The organism is Gordonia hydrophobica NBRC 16057 (genome assembly GCF_001592365.1).
Taxonomy (GTDB): domain Bacteria; phylum Actinomycetota; class Actinomycetes; order Mycobacteriales; family Mycobacteriaceae; genus Gordonia; species Gordonia hydrophobica.
The window spans coordinates 164569-183542 of sequence record NZ_BCWU01000004.1 but is presented as its reverse complement, the minus strand read 5'-3'; the positions used below and the strand labels follow the sequence as shown (position 1 = coordinate 183542).

The 18974-nt window shown below is 66.1% G+C and carries 16 protein-coding genes and 1 riboswitch; of the genes, 5 read left to right on the top strand and 11 right to left on the bottom strand.

What is annotated here, in order from left to right; translation table 11 throughout:
* Positions 1 to 7: 7 nt before the first annotated feature.
* The gene (gene leuD / locus GH2_RS08630; protein WP_066165957.1) at positions 8 to 607 is read right to left on the bottom strand and encodes a 3-isopropylmalate dehydratase small subunit; all 600 of its coding nucleotides are present in this window, start codon (positions 605 to 607) and stop codon (positions 8 to 10) included.
* A gap of 4 nt (positions 608 to 611) precedes the next feature.
* Positions 612 to 2015: a 3-isopropylmalate dehydratase large subunit gene (gene leuC, locus GH2_RS08625; RefSeq protein WP_066166541.1), complete on the bottom strand. Its 1404-nt coding sequence runs from the start codon at positions 2013 to 2015 to the stop codon at positions 612 to 614.
* A 194-nt stretch (positions 2016 to 2209) separates the two neighbouring features.
* Between leuC and GH2_RS08620 the strand changes: the two genes are divergently transcribed.
* Positions 2210 to 2683: an Lrp/AsnC family transcriptional regulator gene (locus GH2_RS08620; protein WP_066165952.1), complete on the top strand. Its 474-nt coding sequence runs from the start codon at positions 2210 to 2212 to the stop codon at positions 2681 to 2683.
* A 2-nt stretch (positions 2684 to 2685) separates the two neighbouring features.
* Here GH2_RS08620 and GH2_RS08615 read toward each other — a convergent pair whose 3' ends face one another.
* The 3 genes from GH2_RS08615 to GH2_RS08605 form a co-directional block, all read right to left on the bottom strand.
* Positions 2686 to 4068, bottom strand: a complete 1383-nt coding sequence (locus GH2_RS08615) for a GntP family permease (RefSeq protein WP_066165949.1) — start codon at positions 4066 to 4068, stop codon at positions 2686 to 2688.
* A gap of 294 nt (positions 4069 to 4362) precedes the next feature.
* Complete coding sequence (gene metX / locus GH2_RS08610) at positions 4363 to 5520, bottom strand: homoserine O-acetyltransferase MetX (protein WP_066165946.1); 1158 nt, start codon at positions 5518 to 5520, stop codon at positions 4363 to 4365.
* 39 nt (positions 5521 to 5559) lie between these two features.
* Positions 5560 to 6870 (bottom strand): bifunctional o-acetylhomoserine/o-acetylserine sulfhydrylase, encoded by a 1311-nt coding sequence (locus GH2_RS08605; RefSeq protein ID WP_066165943.1) that lies wholly within the window; start codon positions 6868 to 6870, stop codon positions 5560 to 5562.
* A 62-nt stretch (positions 6871 to 6932) separates the two neighbouring features.
* A riboswitch (SAM riboswitch) is annotated at positions 6933 to 7044 on the bottom strand.
* A gap of 194 nt (positions 7045 to 7238) precedes the next feature.
* Here GH2_RS08605 and GH2_RS08600 point away from each other — a divergent pair.
* Together GH2_RS08600 and GH2_RS08595 are read left to right on the top strand one after the other, a co-directional pair.
* On the top strand, positions 7239 to 8501 hold the full coding sequence (locus GH2_RS08600) for an MFS transporter (protein ID WP_066165940.1): 1263 nt from the start codon (positions 7239 to 7241) through the stop codon (positions 8499 to 8501).
* Positions 8498 to 9361 carry an exodeoxyribonuclease III gene (locus GH2_RS08595; protein WP_066165937.1) on the top strand — a complete coding sequence of 288 codons (864 nt, stop codon included), beginning with the start codon at positions 8498 to 8500 and terminating at the stop codon, positions 9359 to 9361. Before GH2_RS08600 ends, GH2_RS08595 begins: the two co-directional genes overlap by 4 nt.
* A 71-nt stretch (positions 9362 to 9432) precedes the next feature.
* Here the strand turns inward: GH2_RS08595 and GH2_RS21880 are convergent, their stop codons facing one another.
* Together GH2_RS21880 and GH2_RS08590 are read right to left on the bottom strand one after the other, a co-directional pair.
* Positions 9433 to 9564, bottom strand: a complete 132-nt coding sequence (locus GH2_RS21880; RefSeq protein WP_218016445.1) for a putative transporter small subunit — start codon at positions 9562 to 9564, stop codon at positions 9433 to 9435.
* Positions 9561 to 11300: a sodium:solute symporter family protein gene (locus tag GH2_RS08590; RefSeq protein ID WP_066165933.1), complete on the bottom strand. Its 1740-nt coding sequence runs from the start codon at positions 11298 to 11300 to the stop codon at positions 9561 to 9563. Before GH2_RS08590 ends, GH2_RS21880 begins: the two co-directional genes overlap by 4 nt.
* Positions 11301 to 11617: 317 nt before the next feature.
* Between GH2_RS08590 and trpS the strand changes: the two genes are divergently transcribed.
* Entirely contained in the window at positions 11618 to 12637 is a 1020-nt protein-coding gene (gene trpS / locus GH2_RS08585) for a tryptophan--tRNA ligase (protein WP_066165930.1), read from the top strand.
* A gap of 36 nt (positions 12638 to 12673) precedes the next feature.
* Complete coding sequence (locus GH2_RS08580; RefSeq protein WP_066165927.1) at positions 12674 to 13735, top strand: YhjD/YihY/BrkB family envelope integrity protein; 1062 nt, start codon at positions 12674 to 12676, stop codon at positions 13733 to 13735.
* A 15-nt stretch (positions 13736 to 13750) separates the two neighbouring features.
* Here the strand turns inward: GH2_RS08580 and GH2_RS08575 are convergent, their stop codons facing one another.
* The 4 genes from GH2_RS08575 to sdhA all read right to left on the bottom strand — a co-directional run bounded on the left by GH2_RS08575 (position 13751) and on the right by sdhA (position 18974).
* Entirely contained in the window at positions 13751 to 15016 is a 1266-nt protein-coding gene (locus tag GH2_RS08575; RefSeq protein ID WP_066165924.1) for a D-alanyl-D-alanine carboxypeptidase family protein, read from the bottom strand.
* Positions 15017 to 15115: 99 nt separating this feature from the next.
* Positions 15116 to 16339 (bottom strand): DUF4303 domain-containing protein, encoded by a 1224-nt coding sequence (locus GH2_RS08570; protein WP_066165921.1) that lies wholly within the window; start codon positions 16337 to 16339, stop codon positions 15116 to 15118.
* A gap of 104 nt (positions 16340 to 16443) precedes the next feature.
* A complete protein-coding gene (locus GH2_RS08565; protein ID WP_066165919.1) occupies positions 16444 to 17220 on the bottom strand; it encodes a succinate dehydrogenase iron-sulfur subunit in 777 nt (258 codons plus the stop codon).
* Positions 17220 to 18974 (bottom strand): succinate dehydrogenase flavoprotein subunit, encoded by a 1755-nt coding sequence (gene sdhA / locus GH2_RS08560; RefSeq protein ID WP_066165917.1) that lies wholly within the window; start codon positions 18972 to 18974, stop codon positions 17220 to 17222. Before sdhA ends, GH2_RS08565 begins: the two co-directional genes overlap by 1 nt.

Below are 18974 nucleotides of genomic sequence, written 5' to 3'. Positions count from 1 at the left end.
CGCAGTCTCACCCCCGTTCACTGCCCGCCGTGGGCAGCGATCGGCGTCGGTCGCGCTCGTACGCCTCGATGTCGCTGAGGTATCGCAGGGTCAGATCGACGTCGTCGGCGCCGTCCAGCAGTCGCTGTCGTTGCGTAGGATCGATGTCGAATCCGAAGGTCAGGACGCCGACCCGAACGGTCTGCGCAACAAGGTCGATGCTGACCTCGATACCGGGGCAGGCGTCGATCTCCTTCCAGATCTGGTCGATGACCGACTGCTCCAACTCGACGAGAAGGAGTCCGTTCTTGACGGAGTTGCCCGCGAAGATGTCGCCGAAACGCGGTGCCAGAACTGCGCGGAACCCGTAGGCCTGCAGGGCCCAGACCGCCCATTCCCGCGACGACCCGCACCCGAAGTTCTCGCCGGCGACCAGGACGGTCGCTGCGGTGAACGAGTCCTGATTGAGCACGAAGTCCTGGCTTTCACGCCAGTCGCAGAACAGGGCCGCGTCCAGTCCCGACTTGTCGATGCCGGAACAGAATCGGACCGGGATGATCTGGTCGGTGTCCACGTCCGCGACTTTCATCGGGGCGGCCAGACCGGTGTACTCGGTGAAACTCTGCATGGTCCTAGTCCTCCAGAAGTGCGGGCGAGGCGAGTCGACCGGTGACGGCACAGGCGGCAGCGACCGCGGGTGAGACGAGGTGGGTCTTGATGCCTGGGCCCTGACGTCCCTCGAAGTTTCGGTTGTTGGTCGACGCGGTGCGGCGACGCGGCGCGTACTTGTCCTCGTTCAGACCGACGCACAGCGAGCAGCCCGAATGTCGCAGGCTCACACCGGCGGACTCGAACACGGCGTCGAGCCCCTCGTCGATGGCGGCCTGCCTCACCTGTTCCGAACCAGGAACCAGGACCACATCCACCCCCTCGGCCACCCGCCGCCCGGCGAACACTGCGGCGGCGGCCCGCAGGTCTTCGATGCGGCCGTTGGTGCACGACCCGATGAAGACGGTGTCGATCTCGATGTCCGTCATCGGAGTTCCAGGCGTCAGATCCATGTACGCCAAGGCGCGTTCGGCTGCGGCGCGTTCGGCGTCGTCGACGAAGTCCTCGGGATCAGGGACGACGCCGTCCACGGCCACGATCTGTGCGGGTGTGGTGCCCCATGAGACTCGCGGTGAGATCCCGGATGCGTCGATGCGGATCTCCTTGTCGAAGACTGCGTCGGCGTCGGAGTAGAAGGTCTTCCAGTACGCTACTTCGTCGTCGAACGCGGCGCCGGTCGGGACGTTCGGCCGCCCTCGAAGGTAGTCGATCGTCGTCTGATCAGGGGCCACGAGTCCGGCTCTCGCGCCCGCTTCGATCGTCATGTTGCAGATGGTCATCCGGCCTTCCATCGACAGGGCTCTGATGGCCTCGCCCTGGTACTCGATCACATGACCCTGGCCTCCCGCGGTGCCGATCCGGGAGATCACCTCGAGGATGAGGTCTTTGGCGCTGACACCCGGTGCAAGGGTGCCGTCGACGACGACGCGCATGTTGCGCATCTTCTGCATCCACAGAGTCTGCGTCGCCAGAACGTGCTCCACCTGGCTGGTGCCGATGCCGAAGGCCAGCACACCGAACGCGCCGTTGGTGCTGGTGTGCGAGTCGCAGCACACGAGTGTCATGCCCGGTTGTGCGAGTCCGAGCTCGGGTGCGATGACGTGGGCGATCCCGCGTCGGTCATCGCCGGGGGCGTACAACTCGATGCCGAAGTCGGCGCAGTTCTCCTTCATCCGTTCGATCTGGAGCGCGCCCGCCGCGCCGCGCGGCCTGCGGCGGTCGTCGTCCGTCGGATTCTGGTGATCGATCGTCGCCAAGGTGAGCTCTGGCCGTCGGGCCGTGCGTCCGGCGTCGCGAAGGTTCGAGAACGCGACGGGTGTGTTCACTTCGTGGATCAACTGCATGTCGATGTAGACGAGATCGGGACCGTCGTCGGCCGACGCGACGATGTGGTGACGCCAGATCTTGTCAGCGAGGGTGGCGCCCATGGCGGCCTCCTGTTCTTCGGTCGACGCCAGTGGTCGGCGTCGACAGTCATGATCGATCGATGTCTTCAAGAGTAGTTCCAGGAAGCCAGTAGTTATACTAATGGCGACAATATAGAACCAAGTGCTCAATGCGGCGACGGTGGACGAGTGCTGTCGGCACGTGGTGTGGATGAGCGGACAGAGGGAGTGAGCCAATGGCAGAACTGGATAAACTGGACGTCGATCTGCTTCGGCTGATCGCGGAGGAACCGCGAGCCGGGGTGCGAGAGTATGCGCGACGACTCAACATCGCCCGGAACACCGCGACGTCGCGTATCGCGAAACTCGAACAGCTCGGCGTGATCGTCGGCTGGCGGCCGCAGATGGATCTCGCGCCGCTCGGCTACGAGGTCACCTCCTTCGTGCACGTGTGGATCGCGCAGTCGCAACTGGAAGCGACCCTCGGCCGGTTGGCGCGCATCCCGGAACTGATCGAGGCGAACACGGTCTCGGGTGACGGAGACCTGCTTTGTCGGTTGGTGGCGCACAACAACTCTCACTTCGAAGAGGTGCTGCAGAAGGTGCAGCAGTTGGAAGGTGTTCAGCGGGTGCGGTCGGAGATCGTGTTGAACCGTCGGATCTGGCCGAGGGTGATTCCGCTGATCGAGAAGGTCCGGTCGGACATGTGAGGTCACGACACGAGGCTGAGTGCCATGATCAGGCCGAGGGCGATCACCGATGCCAACGACATCACCAGCGTGTGCGCTTTGAACGTGCCGCGGACCGACAGTCCCAAGAGGGACCGGAACATCCAGAAGACGTTGCTGCTGACGTGCGCGCAGAAGATGGAGCCCGCGCCGGCGGCCAGCGCGATGAGTACTGGGTCGACGTCGATCAGTCCCATCACCGGCGCCAGGATGCCCGCTGCCGTCAGGCCCGAGACGAGGACCGAGCCGATCGACAGGTGGAGGACCGCCGCGACGAACCAGGCGAGCATCAGTGCGACGAGCGGAGACACCACGCTGCTGCTGAACATGTGGCCGAGCGCATCCTTCATCCCGCTCTGGTTGATCACCTCCGCCAGTGAGCCGCCGATGCCGGTCAGGACCAGGATCTGGCCGGTCTGCTGCAGAGCGGACTTCGTCACGGAGGCGGTCTCGTCGCGGGAACTGCTCACTGATTTCAGGATCGAGGTCAGCACCAGCGCGATGAAGAGTGCGATCAGCGGGTTGCCGAGGAAAGCGAGACCTGCGATCTCAGCGTCGAAGGCGTCGGCGAGCGACGCTGCGAAGATGAGGGCGAGTGCGAGCAGGACGGGACTGACTGCGACGAGGACCGGCACCCGCTTGGCGGTGACCACCGCGACGGTGCCGCCCGCCGCAGTGCTCTCGGCGGGATGGCTCGCTGCCTCGTCGACGGGCGCATCACTCTCCTCGTCCTTCTCGGCGTTCCAGAATCCGGGAATCGCGAGGAGTCGGTTCATGGCGAAGAAGGTGAGCGCCACCGTCGGCACACCGATGAGATAGCCGTACAGGAACATGGTCGCGAGCGGAATCTGAAGCACACCCGCGAGCGCGAGAGCCCCGACGCCCGGCACCATCATGCCGACGCTGACGTACATGGCGGCCGTCAGTGCGGCGCTGACCATCGGCGTGCCGTTCCGTCCGATGGTCCGGCTCAGCGATCGGCCCAACGGGGCGACGATGACGAGCAGCACGTCGGGAACGATCGCGCTGAATCCGATGTTGAGTGTTGCCCCGAACGTGTACGCCGCGTGTTTGGGTCCGACGATGCGCAACAGTCCGTCCGCAAGGCGTTCGAGGACGCCCATCGTCGCCAGCAGACGTCCGATGAGGACGCCGAAAGCGATCAGCAGGCCGACCTCGCCGAGCACGTCGCCGAACCCGGTGGCGATGGCGTCGAGGGTGCCGGTGGTCCCGAGCCCGGTGACGAGGCCGAAGTACAGGCTGCCGACGAGGAGTGCGATCACCGCCTCGATGCGGAGGACGACGATCATGACGACGATGGCAGCGATGGCCACCGCCAAGTTTGTGAACAGCAGTGTGTCAGACATCTTCTCCCCTGATTTCTTCCATGAGGCGAGTACCGGTCGCCGCGAACTCGGGCTGCGAGTCGCGGCGGTCAACGTCGTCGGAGTTCGCGATGCGTTGACCAGTAGTCCAAGACACTAGGCGCTGGATGGGTGATCGAGGCAACACAACGGCTGAATCTTGAGCCAATTGCGCAAAAGGACTCGCACGATGCCGACAGCTCATGCCAGTGGCACAGCGATCGGGGGATCAGCGACGGATCAGACCCGACGTCCAACGCTCGGCGCGTGTGGTGTGGTCGGCGATGCCGCGGACTGTCAGCGACTCAGCGCCGTGCGGGCGAGTTGCATGGTCTCGGCGAGGAGTTCGCGGACCGGCTCGAATTCGGTGAGGAAGCCGTCGTGTCCCGAGTCGGAGTGCACCACGTGCAGACCGCCGATGGCGTTGCCGAGCTCGCGCGCGAGCTCTTCCTGCTGATACAGCGGGTACAGGCGGTCCGAGTCGATGCCGCCGACGATGGTCGGGACGGTGCATGCGCGCAGAGCGGCGGCGACACCGCCGCGGCCGCGTCCGACATCGTGGTTGTTGAGGACGTCGGACAGGACGACGTAGCTGCCCGGATCGAAGCGAGCCTTGAGCTTCTCCGCCTGATGCTCCAGGTAGCTGGCGACGGCGTAGCGGCCGTCGACGAGCGGATTCTCCTCGCCCTGCGGCCGGTTCTCGAAGCGGTCGTCGAGTTCGCGGTCGGAGCGGTACGACAGGTGAGCGATACGACGCGCGACGCCCATGCCGGCGGCGGGGGAGCGGCCGGTGCCGTAGTAGTCCCCGCCTTGCCAGGCGGGATCGGTTTTGATGGCTTCGATCTGGGTGGTCTGGGTGCCGATCTGATCGGCGCTCGCTCGCGCGCCGACGGCGAGAACCAGCGCGGCGCCGACCCGGTCGGGGTAGGTGGCGGCCCACTCGAGAGCGCGGGCGCCGCCCATGGATCCGCCTGCGACGGCCGCGAGCCGCCCGATGCCGAGGGCGTCGAAGGCGCCGGCTTCGGCGCGGACGAGGTCGCGCACGGTCAGTCGGGGGAACCGTGATCCCCATGGTTTGCCGTCGGGCGCCGTGGAACCCGGCCCCGTGGAACCGAAGCAGCCGCCGATCGCGTTCGGCGAGATGACGCACCACTCATCGGTGTCGACGGCCAGTCCGGGGCCGATCAGCCCGTCCCACCAGCCGGTCATCGGGAAGCGGTCATCACTCGGCCCGGTGACGTGTGAGTTGCCGGTGAGTGCGTGCAACGCGACGACCACGTTGTCTCCGGCGGCATTCGGGACGCCCCACTTCTGGAAGGTGACGGTGACGTCGGCGAGCCTGGCACCCGAATCGAGTGCCAGGTCGCCGATCGAGACCGCGGTCTGCGTCCCGTCCGGGCGGGTGGCCCAGTGCGGGTCACTCACCGTCGAGGCCGGGTCGATGTTCACCGACACCCGGCGACTCCCTTCCGTGGACGCATGATGGAGCTTCGCTTACTTGGCGCCTGCGGCCGCCGCGAAACCCTTGTTCAGGTCGGCGATGATGTCGTCGAGGCCCTCGATGCCGACGGCCAGGCGAACCAGGCCCGGGGTGACGCCGGCGGCGAGCTGGTCCTGTGCGGACAGCTGGCTGTGGGTGGTCGACGCCGGGTGGATCACCAGCGAACGGACGTCGCCGATGTTGGCGACGTGGCTGTGCAGCTCCAGACCGTTCACGAACGCCTTGCCCGCCTCGACACCGCCTTCGATCTCGAACGAGACGATCGCGCCTGCGCCCTTGGGCAGCAGCTTCTGTGCGCGCTCGTAGTACGGCGACGACGGCAGACCCGCGTACGAGACCGACGTGACCTGGTCGTGCGCCTCCAAGAACTCGGCGATCTTCTGCGCGTTCTGCACGTGGCGCTCCACGCGCAGGCTCAGGGTCTCGATGCCCTGAGCCAGCAGGAAGGAGTTGAACGGCGAGATGGCCGAACCGGTGTCGCGCAGCAGTTGGACGCGTGCCTTGAGCGCGTACGCCGGTGCGCCCAGGTCGGCGTAGACGACGCCGTTGTAGCTCGGGTCCGGGGTGGTGAAGCCGGGGAACAGGTCCTGACCGTCGCGCTGCACGCGCCAGTCGAACTTGCCGCTGTCGATGATGACGCCGCCGATCGCGGTGCCGTGGCCGCCGATGTATTTGGTGGCCGAGTGCACGACGACGTCGGCACCGTGCTCGATCGGGTTCAGCAGGTACGGGGTGGCGACCGTGTTGTCGACGATCAGCGGGAGGTTGTTGCTGTGCGCGACCTCGGCGACACCCGCGATGTCGAGAATCTGGTTGTGCGGGTTCGCGATGGTCTCGGCGAAGATCGCGCGGGTGTTCGGCTGAATGGCGGCGCGCCAGGAGTCGAGGTCGTCCGGGTCGTCGACGAAGGTCACGGTGATGCCGAACTTCGGCAGCGTGTACTGGAAGAGGTTGAACGTGCCGCCGTAGAGGCGCGGGCTCGCCACCACGTGGCCGCCGTGCTCGACGATGTTCTGGATCGAGTAGGTGGTCGCGGCCATGCCCGAGGCGACCAGCAGGGCCGCCACGCCGCCGCCGAGGGCGGCCAGACGCTGCTCCACCGCGTCTTCGGTCGGGTTCATGATGCGCGTGTAGATGTTGCCGGGCTCAGCCAACGCGAACAGGTTCGCAGCGTGGTCGGTGTCGTCGAAGACGAACGAGGTGGTCTGGTAGATCGGCAGGGCACGGGCCTTGGTCGTCTCGTCGACCACCTGGCCGGCATGGACCTGGATGGTCTCGAAGCTCCAATTTGCGGCATCAGACATGAACGTCAGTCACTTTCTTCGGTCGGCGGCCCTTGCGGACCTCGGTCAGGGTCCGACCATCGGACCCGCGCTTGCTGTGACGAGTATGTCCCAGCCAGGTCATCACCCGGAGCACCCCACCGCGGTGGAGGGTTGCCGGTCAGCAAGCCGGGGCTGTCACTGACACTCATGACCTGTTGCTGAGGATATATCAACACGAATCGGGGACCGAAATGGCTTTACTGACAGTGCGTTTAACTCTGTTTTATAGATCGGTTCTGTGGTAAAAGCATGTGGATCGGACGCTGATCAGCTGCCGCCCGCGCGGCGTGGCTGACGTCACCATTCGCGGTGGGAATGTTCCGGCGACGGCGGCCGTTGCGCCTCGGGTGAGTACCGATGTCGAAACCACCGCATCCGCCCGCCGATCGACGACCCGCGTCGGCTGGGTGATTCTGGCGCTCGCTCTCGGTGGTTTCGGGATCGGCACCACTGAGTTCGTCGCGATGGGCCTGCTGCCGAACATCGCCGCCGACCTGGGGATCACCGAGCCGGTCGCCGGGCACCTGATCTCCGCCTACGCCCTCGGCGTGGTCGTGGGAGCCCCGGTGATCGCCGTGCTGGCCGCACGCGTCTCGCGGCGCGCGCTGTTGATCGGCCTGATGGTGGCGTTCACCGTCGGCAACGCGTTGAGCATCGCCGCACAGAGCTACGGGACGCTGATGGCGGCACGGTTCGTCGCAGGGCTGCCGCACGGAGCCTACTTCGGCGTCGCGGCGCTGGTCGCCGCCCACCTCGCGGGACCGGGAAAGCGGGCGAGCGCCGTCGGCAAGGTGATGATGGGCCTGTCGGTCGCCAACGTCGCAGGCGTTCCGGCGGCCACCTGGCTGGGGCAGGCCCTGGGCTGGCGGTCGGCGCTGGCGCTGGTCGTGGTGATCGGCGTGCTGACCGTGGCATCGCTGTGGCGGGTCCTCCCGGACCTGCAGAGCATGCCGACGTCGTCGCCGGAGGCAGAACTCGGCGGTCTGCGCCGCGGCCAGATCTGGCTGACGCTGCTGGTCGGCACGGTGGGCTTCGGCGGGTTCTTCGCGTTCTACACCTACTTGAACACCGCGCTCACCTCACTCGGCGGATTGTCCGAGAGCGCCGTGCCGATCGCCTTGATGCTGTTCGGCGCGGGCATGGTGACCGGCAACTACGTCGGCGGACGGATGGCCGACTCGCTGGGTGATCGAGCGATCGGGATCGGCATGGCGGCCGCCGCAGCGACACTTCTGCTGTTCGCGCTGCTCGTCTCGACCGGCTGGCCCGCCGTGATCGTCACCTTCTTCGTCGGATGCTCCGGATCGACGGCGATCCCCGGACTGCAGACCCGCCTGATGGACGTCGCGCACGACGCACAGACCATCGCGGCGGCGCTGAATCACTCCGCGCTCAACGTGGCCAACGCACTCGGCGCCTGGCTCGGCGGCATCGTGATCGCGCAAGGCCTGGGATACCGGGCGCCGTCGATCGCCGGCGCCGGGCTCGCCGTGGGCGGTGTCGTGGTCCTGGTGATCGCCGTGCTCGCCGCGCGCAGGTCGGGCGTCGCGCCCGCCGAACGGGAGGAAGCGGTCGCTGTCGGAACCGACCGATACAGTGAGCTCTCGTGACCACCTCAGACTCCGCCACCGGCTCCTCCTTCGCTGTCACCTCCGTCAACGTCAACGGCATCCGTGCCGCGGTCAAGCACCGCTCCGAGGAGAACCTCGGCATGCTGCCGTGGTTGGAGGCGACGATGCCGGACGTCGTCCTGATGCAGGAGGTTCGAGCGACCGACGCCATCGCGCGGAAGGCACTGCAGCCTGCGCTCGACGCGGGCTGGCACCTGGCGCACGCCGAGTCCGACGTCAAGGGTCGGGCAGGCGTCGGCATCCTGTCGCGACGTGAGCCGAGTGCCGTCCGCGTGGGCTTCGGGAGCGCCGAGTTCGACGCCGCCGGGCGCTACATCGAGGCCGACTTCGAGAACGCGGGTGACCTGATCACGGTCGCCAGTCTGTACCTGCCGACCGGCGCCGCGCTCACCGAGAACGAGAAGGACGTGGAGAAGTATCACGAGAAGCTCCGGTTCCTCGAGGCCTTCCGTCCGTACCTGGACAAACTGCTCGCGAACGATGGGCTGGCGGTGGTCGCAGGCGACTGGAACATCGCCCCCGACGAGCGGGACATCAAGAACTGGAAGGGCAACCTCAAGAACGCCGGGTTCCTGCCGCACGAGCGCGAGTGGGTCGCCGAGCTGCTCAGCGCCGGCTGGGTCGACGTCGCACGCGAACACCACGGAGACGTCGCCGGTCCGTACGCCTGGTGGTCGTGGCGCGGCAAGGCGTTCGACAACGACGCCGGCTGGCGCATCGACTACCACCTCACGACCCCGTCGCTGGCTCGCCGCGTACAGCGGACCTGGGTCGACCGCGCTGACGCCTACAACCTGCGCTGGTCCGACCACGCGCCGGTGACGGCTCAGTTCGGCTGATCCGATCCGACGCCGTCGGCCCGCACTCGATCAGAGCGCGGGCCGACGGCGTCAGTGGATGATTCGCCTGGCTAGATCATCTCGCGGCCCTCGTCGCGCGACTGCTTCCATTCGCGGTAGAAGGCGCGCACGATCAGTCCGAGGGTGCCTGCGGTGATCACCGGCCAGATCAAGACGTACACGGTCAGCCAGAAGGTCGTCATCGGTTGTCCTCCTCGAGGTGGTTGGTCGTGGTGCGGCGCGACGTCGCAGAGACCGGTTCGTCGTCGTTCAGTGCGATGGGGATCTCTCTCGATGCGGGACCGGACAGGTCACGATCGTCGAAGTCGCCGGTCGTCTCGGCGACGCGCGCGAAGTCGAATCGCGGACCGCGGTTCAGCATCGTCAACGCGACGCACACGATGGTGCTGACCGCGTACGAGACCAGACTGCCCGACAGCACCGCGTACTCGTGCAGCATGCCGATGGTCCACGGCGCCGAGCCCACTGCGGTGACGACGCCGACGGTGAGAGCCGGGCGTTTGCCGAGGAATCCGAAGGTCATCAGACCGAAGACGACGCCGATGCCGATCGTCGAGAGGATGTCGAAGCCGATGGCGACGGCGCCGGACATGTCGATCCAGGAGAACCGCACGGGGATGAATACGGCCAGTGCCGACACGACCGCGACGCTGAACGCGACGTTGGTGACGCGGTCCCAGTAGAAGCTCGCGATGACCGGAAAGACGAGGGCGCCCCACAGTGCGCCGACGAACACCAGCATGTCGAGGATGTTGAGATCCGAGCCCGCGAAGTAGAGGGCGGCGGAGATCGCGATGATCATCGTGATGCGGCCGATCAGCACCATCTTCGCGGGATCGGCCTTGCGTCGACCCACTTGCTGGCCGTACACGTCGGCCATCATGATCGACGCCAGGGCCGTCAGGTCGGCGTCGGCCGTCGACGACAGCGAGCCGATGATCATGATGAAGAACAGCGCCAACAGCGCCGGACTCAGATAGCTCGCCGCCATCTGCGGAATCAGATTATTGACGTCGCCGTCCAGCGGGGAGATGCCCGCATACAGCGCGATCACGCCCAGCATGCCGATCCCGATGATCGTCGAACCGTAGCCGACGGTCGCGGTGACGAATGTCTTCTTGATCAAGTCTTCGCGAACTGCGAAAAGTCGTTGCGCGATGGTCTGATTACCGATCGCATAGGCGAGTACGGCCGCGATGTACGGCGCGCCCTGATTGAAGAAGGCGTCGGACGAGAAGAAGTTCTTCTGTTCGCCGGTAAGATTATCGGCGCCCGCGGTGAACAACTCGGGACCGCCTGCGGCGAAGAACACCACCGGAATGATGATGACGACCGCGCCCAGCATGAACACCACCTGGACGAAGTCGGTCAGCACGGAGGCGCGGAATCCCGACCACAGGGTGTACAGCAGGATGCCGCCGGCGATGGCGATGATGCCCTGGGTGAAGCTGAACGGGGACAGCATGTCGATCAGCGCGCCGCCCGCGATCAGGTTGGCGGTGAGGCTGATGACGCTGCCGAGGATGTTCGAGCCCGCGAGCAGCAGTTGGCTGGAGCGGCCGTGTCGAGCGAACATCACTTCGGCGATCGTGTGCGCGCGGGGCGCGACCTTGCGGATGCGCCGCCCGAACGGATAGATCAGGAGGATCATCAGGGCGCCCCACAGGCCGTAGTGGATGGGGCCGGACAGACCGTAGGTGAAGCCTGACGTCGCCGAGGCGTACATCGACGCCGCCCAGATCCACGTCGCGGTCATCGAAGCGGACGATATTCCGAAACCGATCTTCCCGCCTGCGGTCATGTAGCTGTCGGCGTTCTCGGTCTTCTTGCTGATTCGCAGCGCGATGAAGAGGCTGGTGCCGAAGAAGGCGAGGAAGAGAAGAACGACTATCGGACTCGATAGTTGTTGAAGTTCCATTGCGGTGAATTCACTTTCCTAGAAGTGGACATCGGTCGACGTCCGCTGTTGAGGTCAGAGAAATTCAGCTAGTTGTCGGGTGGCTCCACGTCGGCGAGAACGGTGACGCGTTCCCCCGTTGTCAGTTGGAACAGCCCAGCACAACTGGCGGCCTTCAACGCATCGCTCCTTCACTTTCAGTGATTAATACCTTAGTTCTTGTACCTTTTTAATCGGCATATAGCCAATTGGTTCCGGCGCGGGCACGGGTTTGCCGGACCGACGCGAGGGGCGGGTGTGGCGAAACCCGGTTGCCGTCGTCTGAAACAATTACGGGTATGACCAGCCCTGAACCGCGCCGCCGCGTCCTGTCCGGAATCCAGCCGACCAGCGACTCCTTTCATCTCGGGAACTATCTCGGCGCGGTCCGCCAGTGGGTGCAGCTGCAGGACGAGTTCGATGCCTTCTACTTCATTCCGGACATGCACGCGATCACTGTTCCGCAAGATCCGACGGTGCTGCGCGAGCGCACGCGCCGCAGCGTCGCACAACTGCTCGCCGTCGGCGTCGACCCGGAGCGCGCGACCATCTACGTCCAGTCGCACGTGCCTGAGATCGCACAACTCACCTGGGTGCTGACGTGCGTGACCGGCTTCGGCGAAGCCAGCCGGATGACCCAGTTCAAGGACAAGTCGGCGAAGGCCGGGACCGACGCGGCAGGCGTCGGACTGTTCACGTACCCGATCCTGATGGCCGCCGACATCCTGGCGTTCCAGGTGGATCAGGTGCCGGTCGGCGAAGATCAGCGTCAGCACCTGGAACTGACCCGCGACCTCGCGCAGCGCTTCAACAAGCGCTACGGAAAGGCGTTGACCGTCCCGAAGGCGTACATCGTCGAGGAGTTCGCCAAGATCTACGACCTCCAGAATCCGACGGCCAAGATGAGCAAGTCGGCCGACACCGAATCCGGCCTCATCAACCTGCTCGACGAGCCGAAGCGGTCGGCGAAGAAGATTCGGTCGGCCGTCACCGACAACGACCGCGTGATCGCGTTCGATCGGGAGAACAAACCCGGCGTATCGAACCTCCTCACCATCCAGGCCGCACTGACTGGTCGCGAGATGGAGGAAATCGTCCAGTCGTACGAGGGCAAGGGTTACGGTGATCTGAAAGTCGAGACGGCGGACATCCTTGCCGAGTTCGTCACGCCGCTGCGGGGGAAGGTCGACGACATCCTGTCGGACCCGGCCTATCTCGACGGGATCCTCGCAGACGGTGCCGCACGAGCGCGCGAGGTGGCGTCGGTGACCGTCGCCGACGTCTACGACAAGGTCGGGTTCCTGCTGCCCCGGTCCTGACCCGCCCGGCCTCGACGCGAACATCGGAGGGGAACAATGGATCGCATCAAGGAGATCGTCGGGCGGCTGAAGGCCCTGTGGGAGCAGATGCTCGAGCGGTCGGCGCTGCTCAGGCATGTGCTGGCGATGATGGAGTGGTACAACCAGCGCCGCGGCAACGCCTACGCGGCGGCCATCAGTTTCATCGGATTCCTGTCGTTGGTTCCGATCCTCATGGTGTCGTTCGCGATCGCCGCGTTCGTCCTGGTGTGGAATCCCAATCTGCTGACCGAGATCACCGATGCCGTCGTGGAGAACATCCCGGGCTCGCTGGGGGAGCAGTTGAACTCGGTCATCGATTCGGCGATCCAATCGCGCCGCACCGTCGGCGTCATCGGCCTGGTGTCGGCGGCGCTGGCGGGCATCGGCTGGATGGGTTTGATGCGCAACGGACTCACCGAGATGTGGGGTGGCCGCGTCAAGAACAATGCGATTCTGGCGAAGGTCTACGACCTCGGGATCTTCGTCGCCATGGGGCTGGTCTTCGCCGCGACGATCGCGCTGTCGGTGCTGACGTCCAGTGCGATCGGACCACGCGTCATGGAGCTTCTCGCGATCCCCGAGAACGGGATGACGCTCGCGTTCCTGCAGGTCGCGACCATCGTGATCAGTCTCGTGGCCACCTGGGGCCTGTTCATCGTGGTGCTCTCGGTGCTGCCGCGATGCACGATTCCGATCCGCGCGGTGGTCTGGGCGGCGTTGGGGACCGCGGTGATCTTCCAGGTGCTCAAGTCCGTCGGCGGCATCTACCTCAAGTCGGTGATGGGCAGTCCGGCCGGCGCAGCCTTCGGCCCGATCATCGGTCTGCTCGTCTTCGCCTACCTGGCCTCACGGATCGTGCTGTACGCGGCGGCGTGGAGTGCGTCGGCACCGAAGAACGAGGCGTACCTGATCGTCGACGAACTCGAGGAACAGACCGAGCCGGAGCCCAAGACGGTGCTGCTGGCGCCCGTCTACGAGGCGGAGCCGGACAAGCAGGCGCGCAGGCTGATCGCCGCCGCAGGCGTCGGCGCCGCCGCGGCCGGGTTGGCCGGCTGGCTGGGCCGCGGCGACCGCTGACGGACGGCTCGGAGCTCACCGAGACCGTCGTCGGCGCCGCCACAGCACAGCGGCGACGAGCAGGCACGCCGCGGCGAAGCCGAGCAGACTGACGGTCCACACCGACCACGCGGAGGCGTCGTCGGAATGCGTCTGGGCGCGGTGGATCTCGCCGGTCTCCGGGTCGACGCGGTCGGTCGGCTCCAAGCTGCCCACGGCCACCGATTCCGGTGCCGCGAAGCCGTACTCGAACATTCTCTCGGCCTGTGCGAAGTACAGGTTGTCGGCTTCGTTGAGGCCGTACATCTGGACGATGACGATGGTGCGACCGTCGCGTTCGGTGGCGCCGACGAAGGTCTTGAGGGCGTCGTCGGTATAGCCGGTCTTACCACCGAGCGAACCGGGCCAGTCGTCACGCAACAGGGAGTTGGACGTCCCCATCGTCCAGGCGGGATGGTCCTCGTCGCCGGGAACGTCCGTGCGCTTCGGGTAACCGGGGAACGTGTAGGTCTTCATCGCGATCATCTCGCGGAAGGTCTGATTCTGCATGGCGGTGCGAAAGATGGCCGCCAGATCGTACGGCGACGTGGACATGCCGGGAGCGTCGAGGCCGGACGGCGAGGCCGCGCGCGTGTCTGTCGCACCGATCTCGGCGGCCTTGTGGTTCATCTTCGCCAGCGTCTCGTCGTAACCGCCGAGCAATCGTGCGAGGGCGTTGGCGCAGTCGTTGCCGGACACGACGAGCAGCCCGGACAGCAGATCGCGGACGGTGTACTTCCCGCCCGGACCCATGCCGCACGAGTCGCCCTCCATGGACCAGTCGTTCGGCGTGGCTTCCACGGGATCGGTCAGATCGAGTTCGTCGAGGGCGACGATCGCCAAGAGCACCTTGATGGTCGATGCCGGGCGGTACCGGCCGTGCGGGTCCTTGGCGGCGATGATCCGCCCGCTGTCCATGTCGGCGATCAGCCAGCCCGCGGAGTTGAGTCGGTCGGGCAGCGGGCCGGCGTCGGGCCGGTGGACCACACCGCACTCGCCGAGACGCTCGCCTCCGACGGGCGGCGTCGGTACCGGGAGCGACGTGGGCGTCGTCTCGCCTGGAGCGACGACTTCCGAGGCGTCGACCGCAGGCGGTGTCCCCGTCCGGTGCGGGCAGGCGTCGGTGTTCGGTGTCGGCAGCGGAGCGGTCGTGGATGCGACACCGGGGTCGCCGGGGTAGGCGGCGGCGGGGGCGGCGAGCGCGGCGATCAGGGCGAGAGCCGAGAGCAGCGCCACGGTGCGCACCAAGAGTGATCTGGACATGTCGGGGTCACCCTACCGCGAGTGCTATCGCGTACCGAAAATCCGGATCGCGAAGATCTCGAGTCGAGCGGAGACTGTGCGGCCCCAGACCGCGGGGGACTACGCCGAACGGTCGAAGACGTCGCGGAGGACGTCGACGTGTTCGGCGAGTGCGGGATCGTCGACGAAGGAGTCGAGGGCGGCTGCGAACCGTGCACGATCGGCGTCATCCAGGCTGGTGTGCACCAGCGACCACGCCGCATGACTCCGAATCGACGGCCACGTCGACTCCAGCGCTGCGAAGTAGGGGTCGACGTCGATCTCGGCGACCCGATGGTTGATCCGCATCTCGAGCTCGGCGTCGAGGTCCGGATGATCGTCGAGGACGGCTTCGAGCGGTGCGAAGTCGGCGCGATGGCCGGTGCGGGGATCGCTGTAGGGCGTTCCGAACACGTGCAGCCAGCCGTCGGGCAGCAGGTCGTAGCGGTCCGCCACGACGTCGGTGCGCCCGAGTCGACAGAGTGCGCTGCCGGCCCAACCCCGGACGTTGTCGGGACCTGCCTCGTCGTCGACCACGGTGGTGAGCGCTGCGATCACATCCGGACGCGCGATGCCGATGGTGCTGATGGCGTCGGCCCAGCGGTACCGGCGCTCTCCGGGCGACAGGAGGCGCTGAACGAGGGCGTCCAGGACCGGGTCCGGATCGGTGCGGGCGACCTCGTAGAGCAGTGGGGGAGCCGACTCCCAGTTCAGCGGTCGGTCGTCGTGCTCGATCGCATCGAGCAGAGCGGTGATTCGCTCGGCCACGGGCAAGGTCGCGATGCGCTCCTTCTCCGCCGCTTCTGCATGAAGATGCGGGAAGTGCTCGGCCAGTTCGGCGGCGCTGACGCAGCGCGCGATCAGCTCCTCGCCCTCGTCGGCGGCGACCACGAGTGCGGAGTCAGGGATCAGACTGTTCGCTGTCAACTCTGCGCGCGCGGTCGCGCAGGCGGCGATGACGGCGGCGTAGAAGCGGTCCTCGACCTCATCCCAATGCCGTGCCCGATCGCGTTTGGCGAAGCCCGACAACCTCGTGCTCCACGCGTCGCCGGCATCGGACGGATCGCAGGCGAAGTCCCAGTCGTACGGCGACCACCGGAGGTCGTCCTCCTCGGCGACGTCCGATGTGGAACCGCTGACGCCGACCATCGGCCAGGCGATGCTCTCGCCGTCGGCATAGAACGCGTAGAGGGCGATCCCGTAGATCTCGTCGTCGTACTCGTCGTGAAAGGCATGGACGGCGGAGCGGATGTCGTCGACGAGGGCGGCGGTGAGCGCATCCCAGTCGAAAGCCGGTGAGGTCACACCCAGACTGTAACGGCCGCAGTCGATGATCGCAGCGCAGGAGACGACGCGGCCCCGGAACCGAGGTTCCGGGGCCGCGTCGGGGCTGCAGAGAAAGGTCTGCGTCAGCGAGCGAACATCAAGGCGCGCTTGACTTCCTGGATCGCCTGGGTCACCTGGATGCCGCGGGGGCACGCGTCGGTGCAGTTGAAGGTGGTCCGGCAGCGCCACACGCCGTCGACGTCGTTGAGGATGTCCAGACGCTCCGAGGCGCCCTCGTCACGGCTGTCGAAGATGAAGCGGTGCGCGTTCACGATCGCGGCCGGACCGAAGTACGAACCCTCGTTCCAGAACACCGGGCAACTGGTGGTGCAGCAAGCGCACAGGATGCACTTGGTGGTGTCGTCGAAGCGAGCGCGGTCGGCCTGCGACTGCAGGTTCTCGCGGCTCGGCTCGTGGTTGGCGCCGGTGATCAGGAACGGCTTGATGGCCCGGTACGCGTCGAAGAACGGTTCCATGTCGACCACGAGATCCTTCTCCACCGGGAGACCCTTGATGGGCTCGATGGTGATGGTGATCTCCTTGGACGAATCCTTCGGCAGCAGGTCCTTCATCAGGAGCTTGCAAGCCAGTCGGTTGACGCCGTTGACCCGCACCGCGTCCGAACCGCACACGCCGTGGGCGCAGCTGCGTCGGAACGTGAGCGTGCCGTCCAGGTAGCCCTTCGTGTAGAGCAGGAGCGTCAGCAGACGGTCGGAGGGAAGGGCCGGGACGCGGAAGCTCTCGAAGCCCTGCGCGTCCGGGTTCTCCGGGTTGAACCGGTAGATCTTCAGCGTGACCATGGTCGCTTCCGGCGGAACCGGGGGAGCACCGGTGGCATTGCTTTCGATGGTGGCAGTCATCAGTACTTACGCTCCTTCGGCTCGTAGCGAGTCAGCACGACGGGCTTGTAGTCCAGCTCGATGTCCGAGATCAGGCCCTTGCCCTTCTTGTACGCCATGGTGTGGACGAGGAAGTTCTCGTCATCGCGCTTCGGGTAGTCCTCGCGTGCGTGACCGCCGCGGGTCTCCTTGCGGTTGAGGGCGCCGACGACGGTGACCTCGGCCAGTTCCAGCAGGAAGCCCAGTTCGATGGCCTCGAGCAGGTCGGAGTTGAACCGCTTGCCCTTGTCGGTCACCGTGACGTGGTCGTAGCGCTCCTTGAGGGCGCGCACGTCGGCGAGCGCCTTGCTCAGCGTCTCTTCGGTGCGGAACACGGCAGCGTTGTCGTTCATCGTCTGCTGCAACTCGGTGCGGATGGCCATGACGTTCTCGTGGCCGTGATCGCTCAGCATCTGGGCGACCCAGCCCTGCACCATCTCGTCGGGATTCTCTTCGAGCTCGACGAACTCGCTGGCATTCGCGTACTCGGCGGCGGCGATGCCCGCGCGACGGCCGAAGACGTTGATGTCGAGCAGCGAGTTGGTGCCGAGTCGGTTGGCGCCGTGCACCGAGACGCAGGCGCACTCGCCCGCGGCGAACAGGCCGTGGACCACCTGGTCGTTGTTGGCGAGGACCTGGCCCTGAACGTTGGTCGGGATGCCGCCCATCACGTAGTGACAGGTCGGGTAGACCGGAACCAGTTCCTTCACCGGGTCCACACCGAGGTAGGTGCGCGCGAACTCCATGATGTCCGGCAGCTTGGCCATCAGGGTCTCTTCCGGGATGTGCCGGACGTCGAGGTGGACGTAGTCCTTGTTCGGTCCTGCACCGCGGCCTTCGAGCACCTCGAGGACCATGGAGCGGGCGACGATGTCACGCGGCGCGAGGTCCTTGATGGTGGGGGCGTAGCGCTCCATGAAGCGTTCGCCGTCGGCGTTGCGGAGGATGCCGCCCTCACCGCGGACGCCCTCGGTGATGAGGATGCCGAGGCCCGCGAGGCCGGTCGGGTGGAACTGGTGGAACTCCATGTCTTCCAGGGGGAGTCCCTTGCGGAAGATGATGCCCATGCCGTCGCCGGTCAGGGTGTGAGCGTTCGAGGTCACCTTGTACATGCGACCGCTGCCGCCGGTGGCGAAGATGATCGACTTCGCGTGGAAGACGTGGATCTCGCCGGTGGCCAGCTCGTACGCGACGACGCCGTTGGCGACGGGCTCGCCGTTCTCGTCGGTCGTCATATTGATGTCGAGCGCGTAGAACTCGTTGTAGAACTCGACGTTGTGCTTGACGCAGTTCTGGTACAGCGTCTGGAGGATCATGTGGCCGGTGCGGTCGGCGGCGTAGCACGCACGGCGGACCGGCGCCTTGCCGTGGTCGCGGGTGTGGCCACCGAAACGACGCTGGTCGATACGACCTTCAGGCGTGCGGTTGAACGGGAGACCCATCTTCTCCAGGTCCAACACCGCGTCGATGGCCTCCTTGGCCATCAGCTCGGCAGCGTCCTGGTCGACGATGTAGTCACCACCCTTGACGGTGTCGTAGGTGTGCCACTCCCAGTTGTCCTCTTCGACGTTGGCGAGCGCGGCGCACATGCCGCCCTGCGCCGCACCGGTGTGGGAGCGCGTCGGGTACAGCTTGGTCAGGACTGCGGTACGGGCCCGCGGCGCGGCTTCGATGGCAGCGCGCATCCCGGCGCCGCCGGCGCCGACGATGACCACGTCATAGCGGTGTTCCTGCAT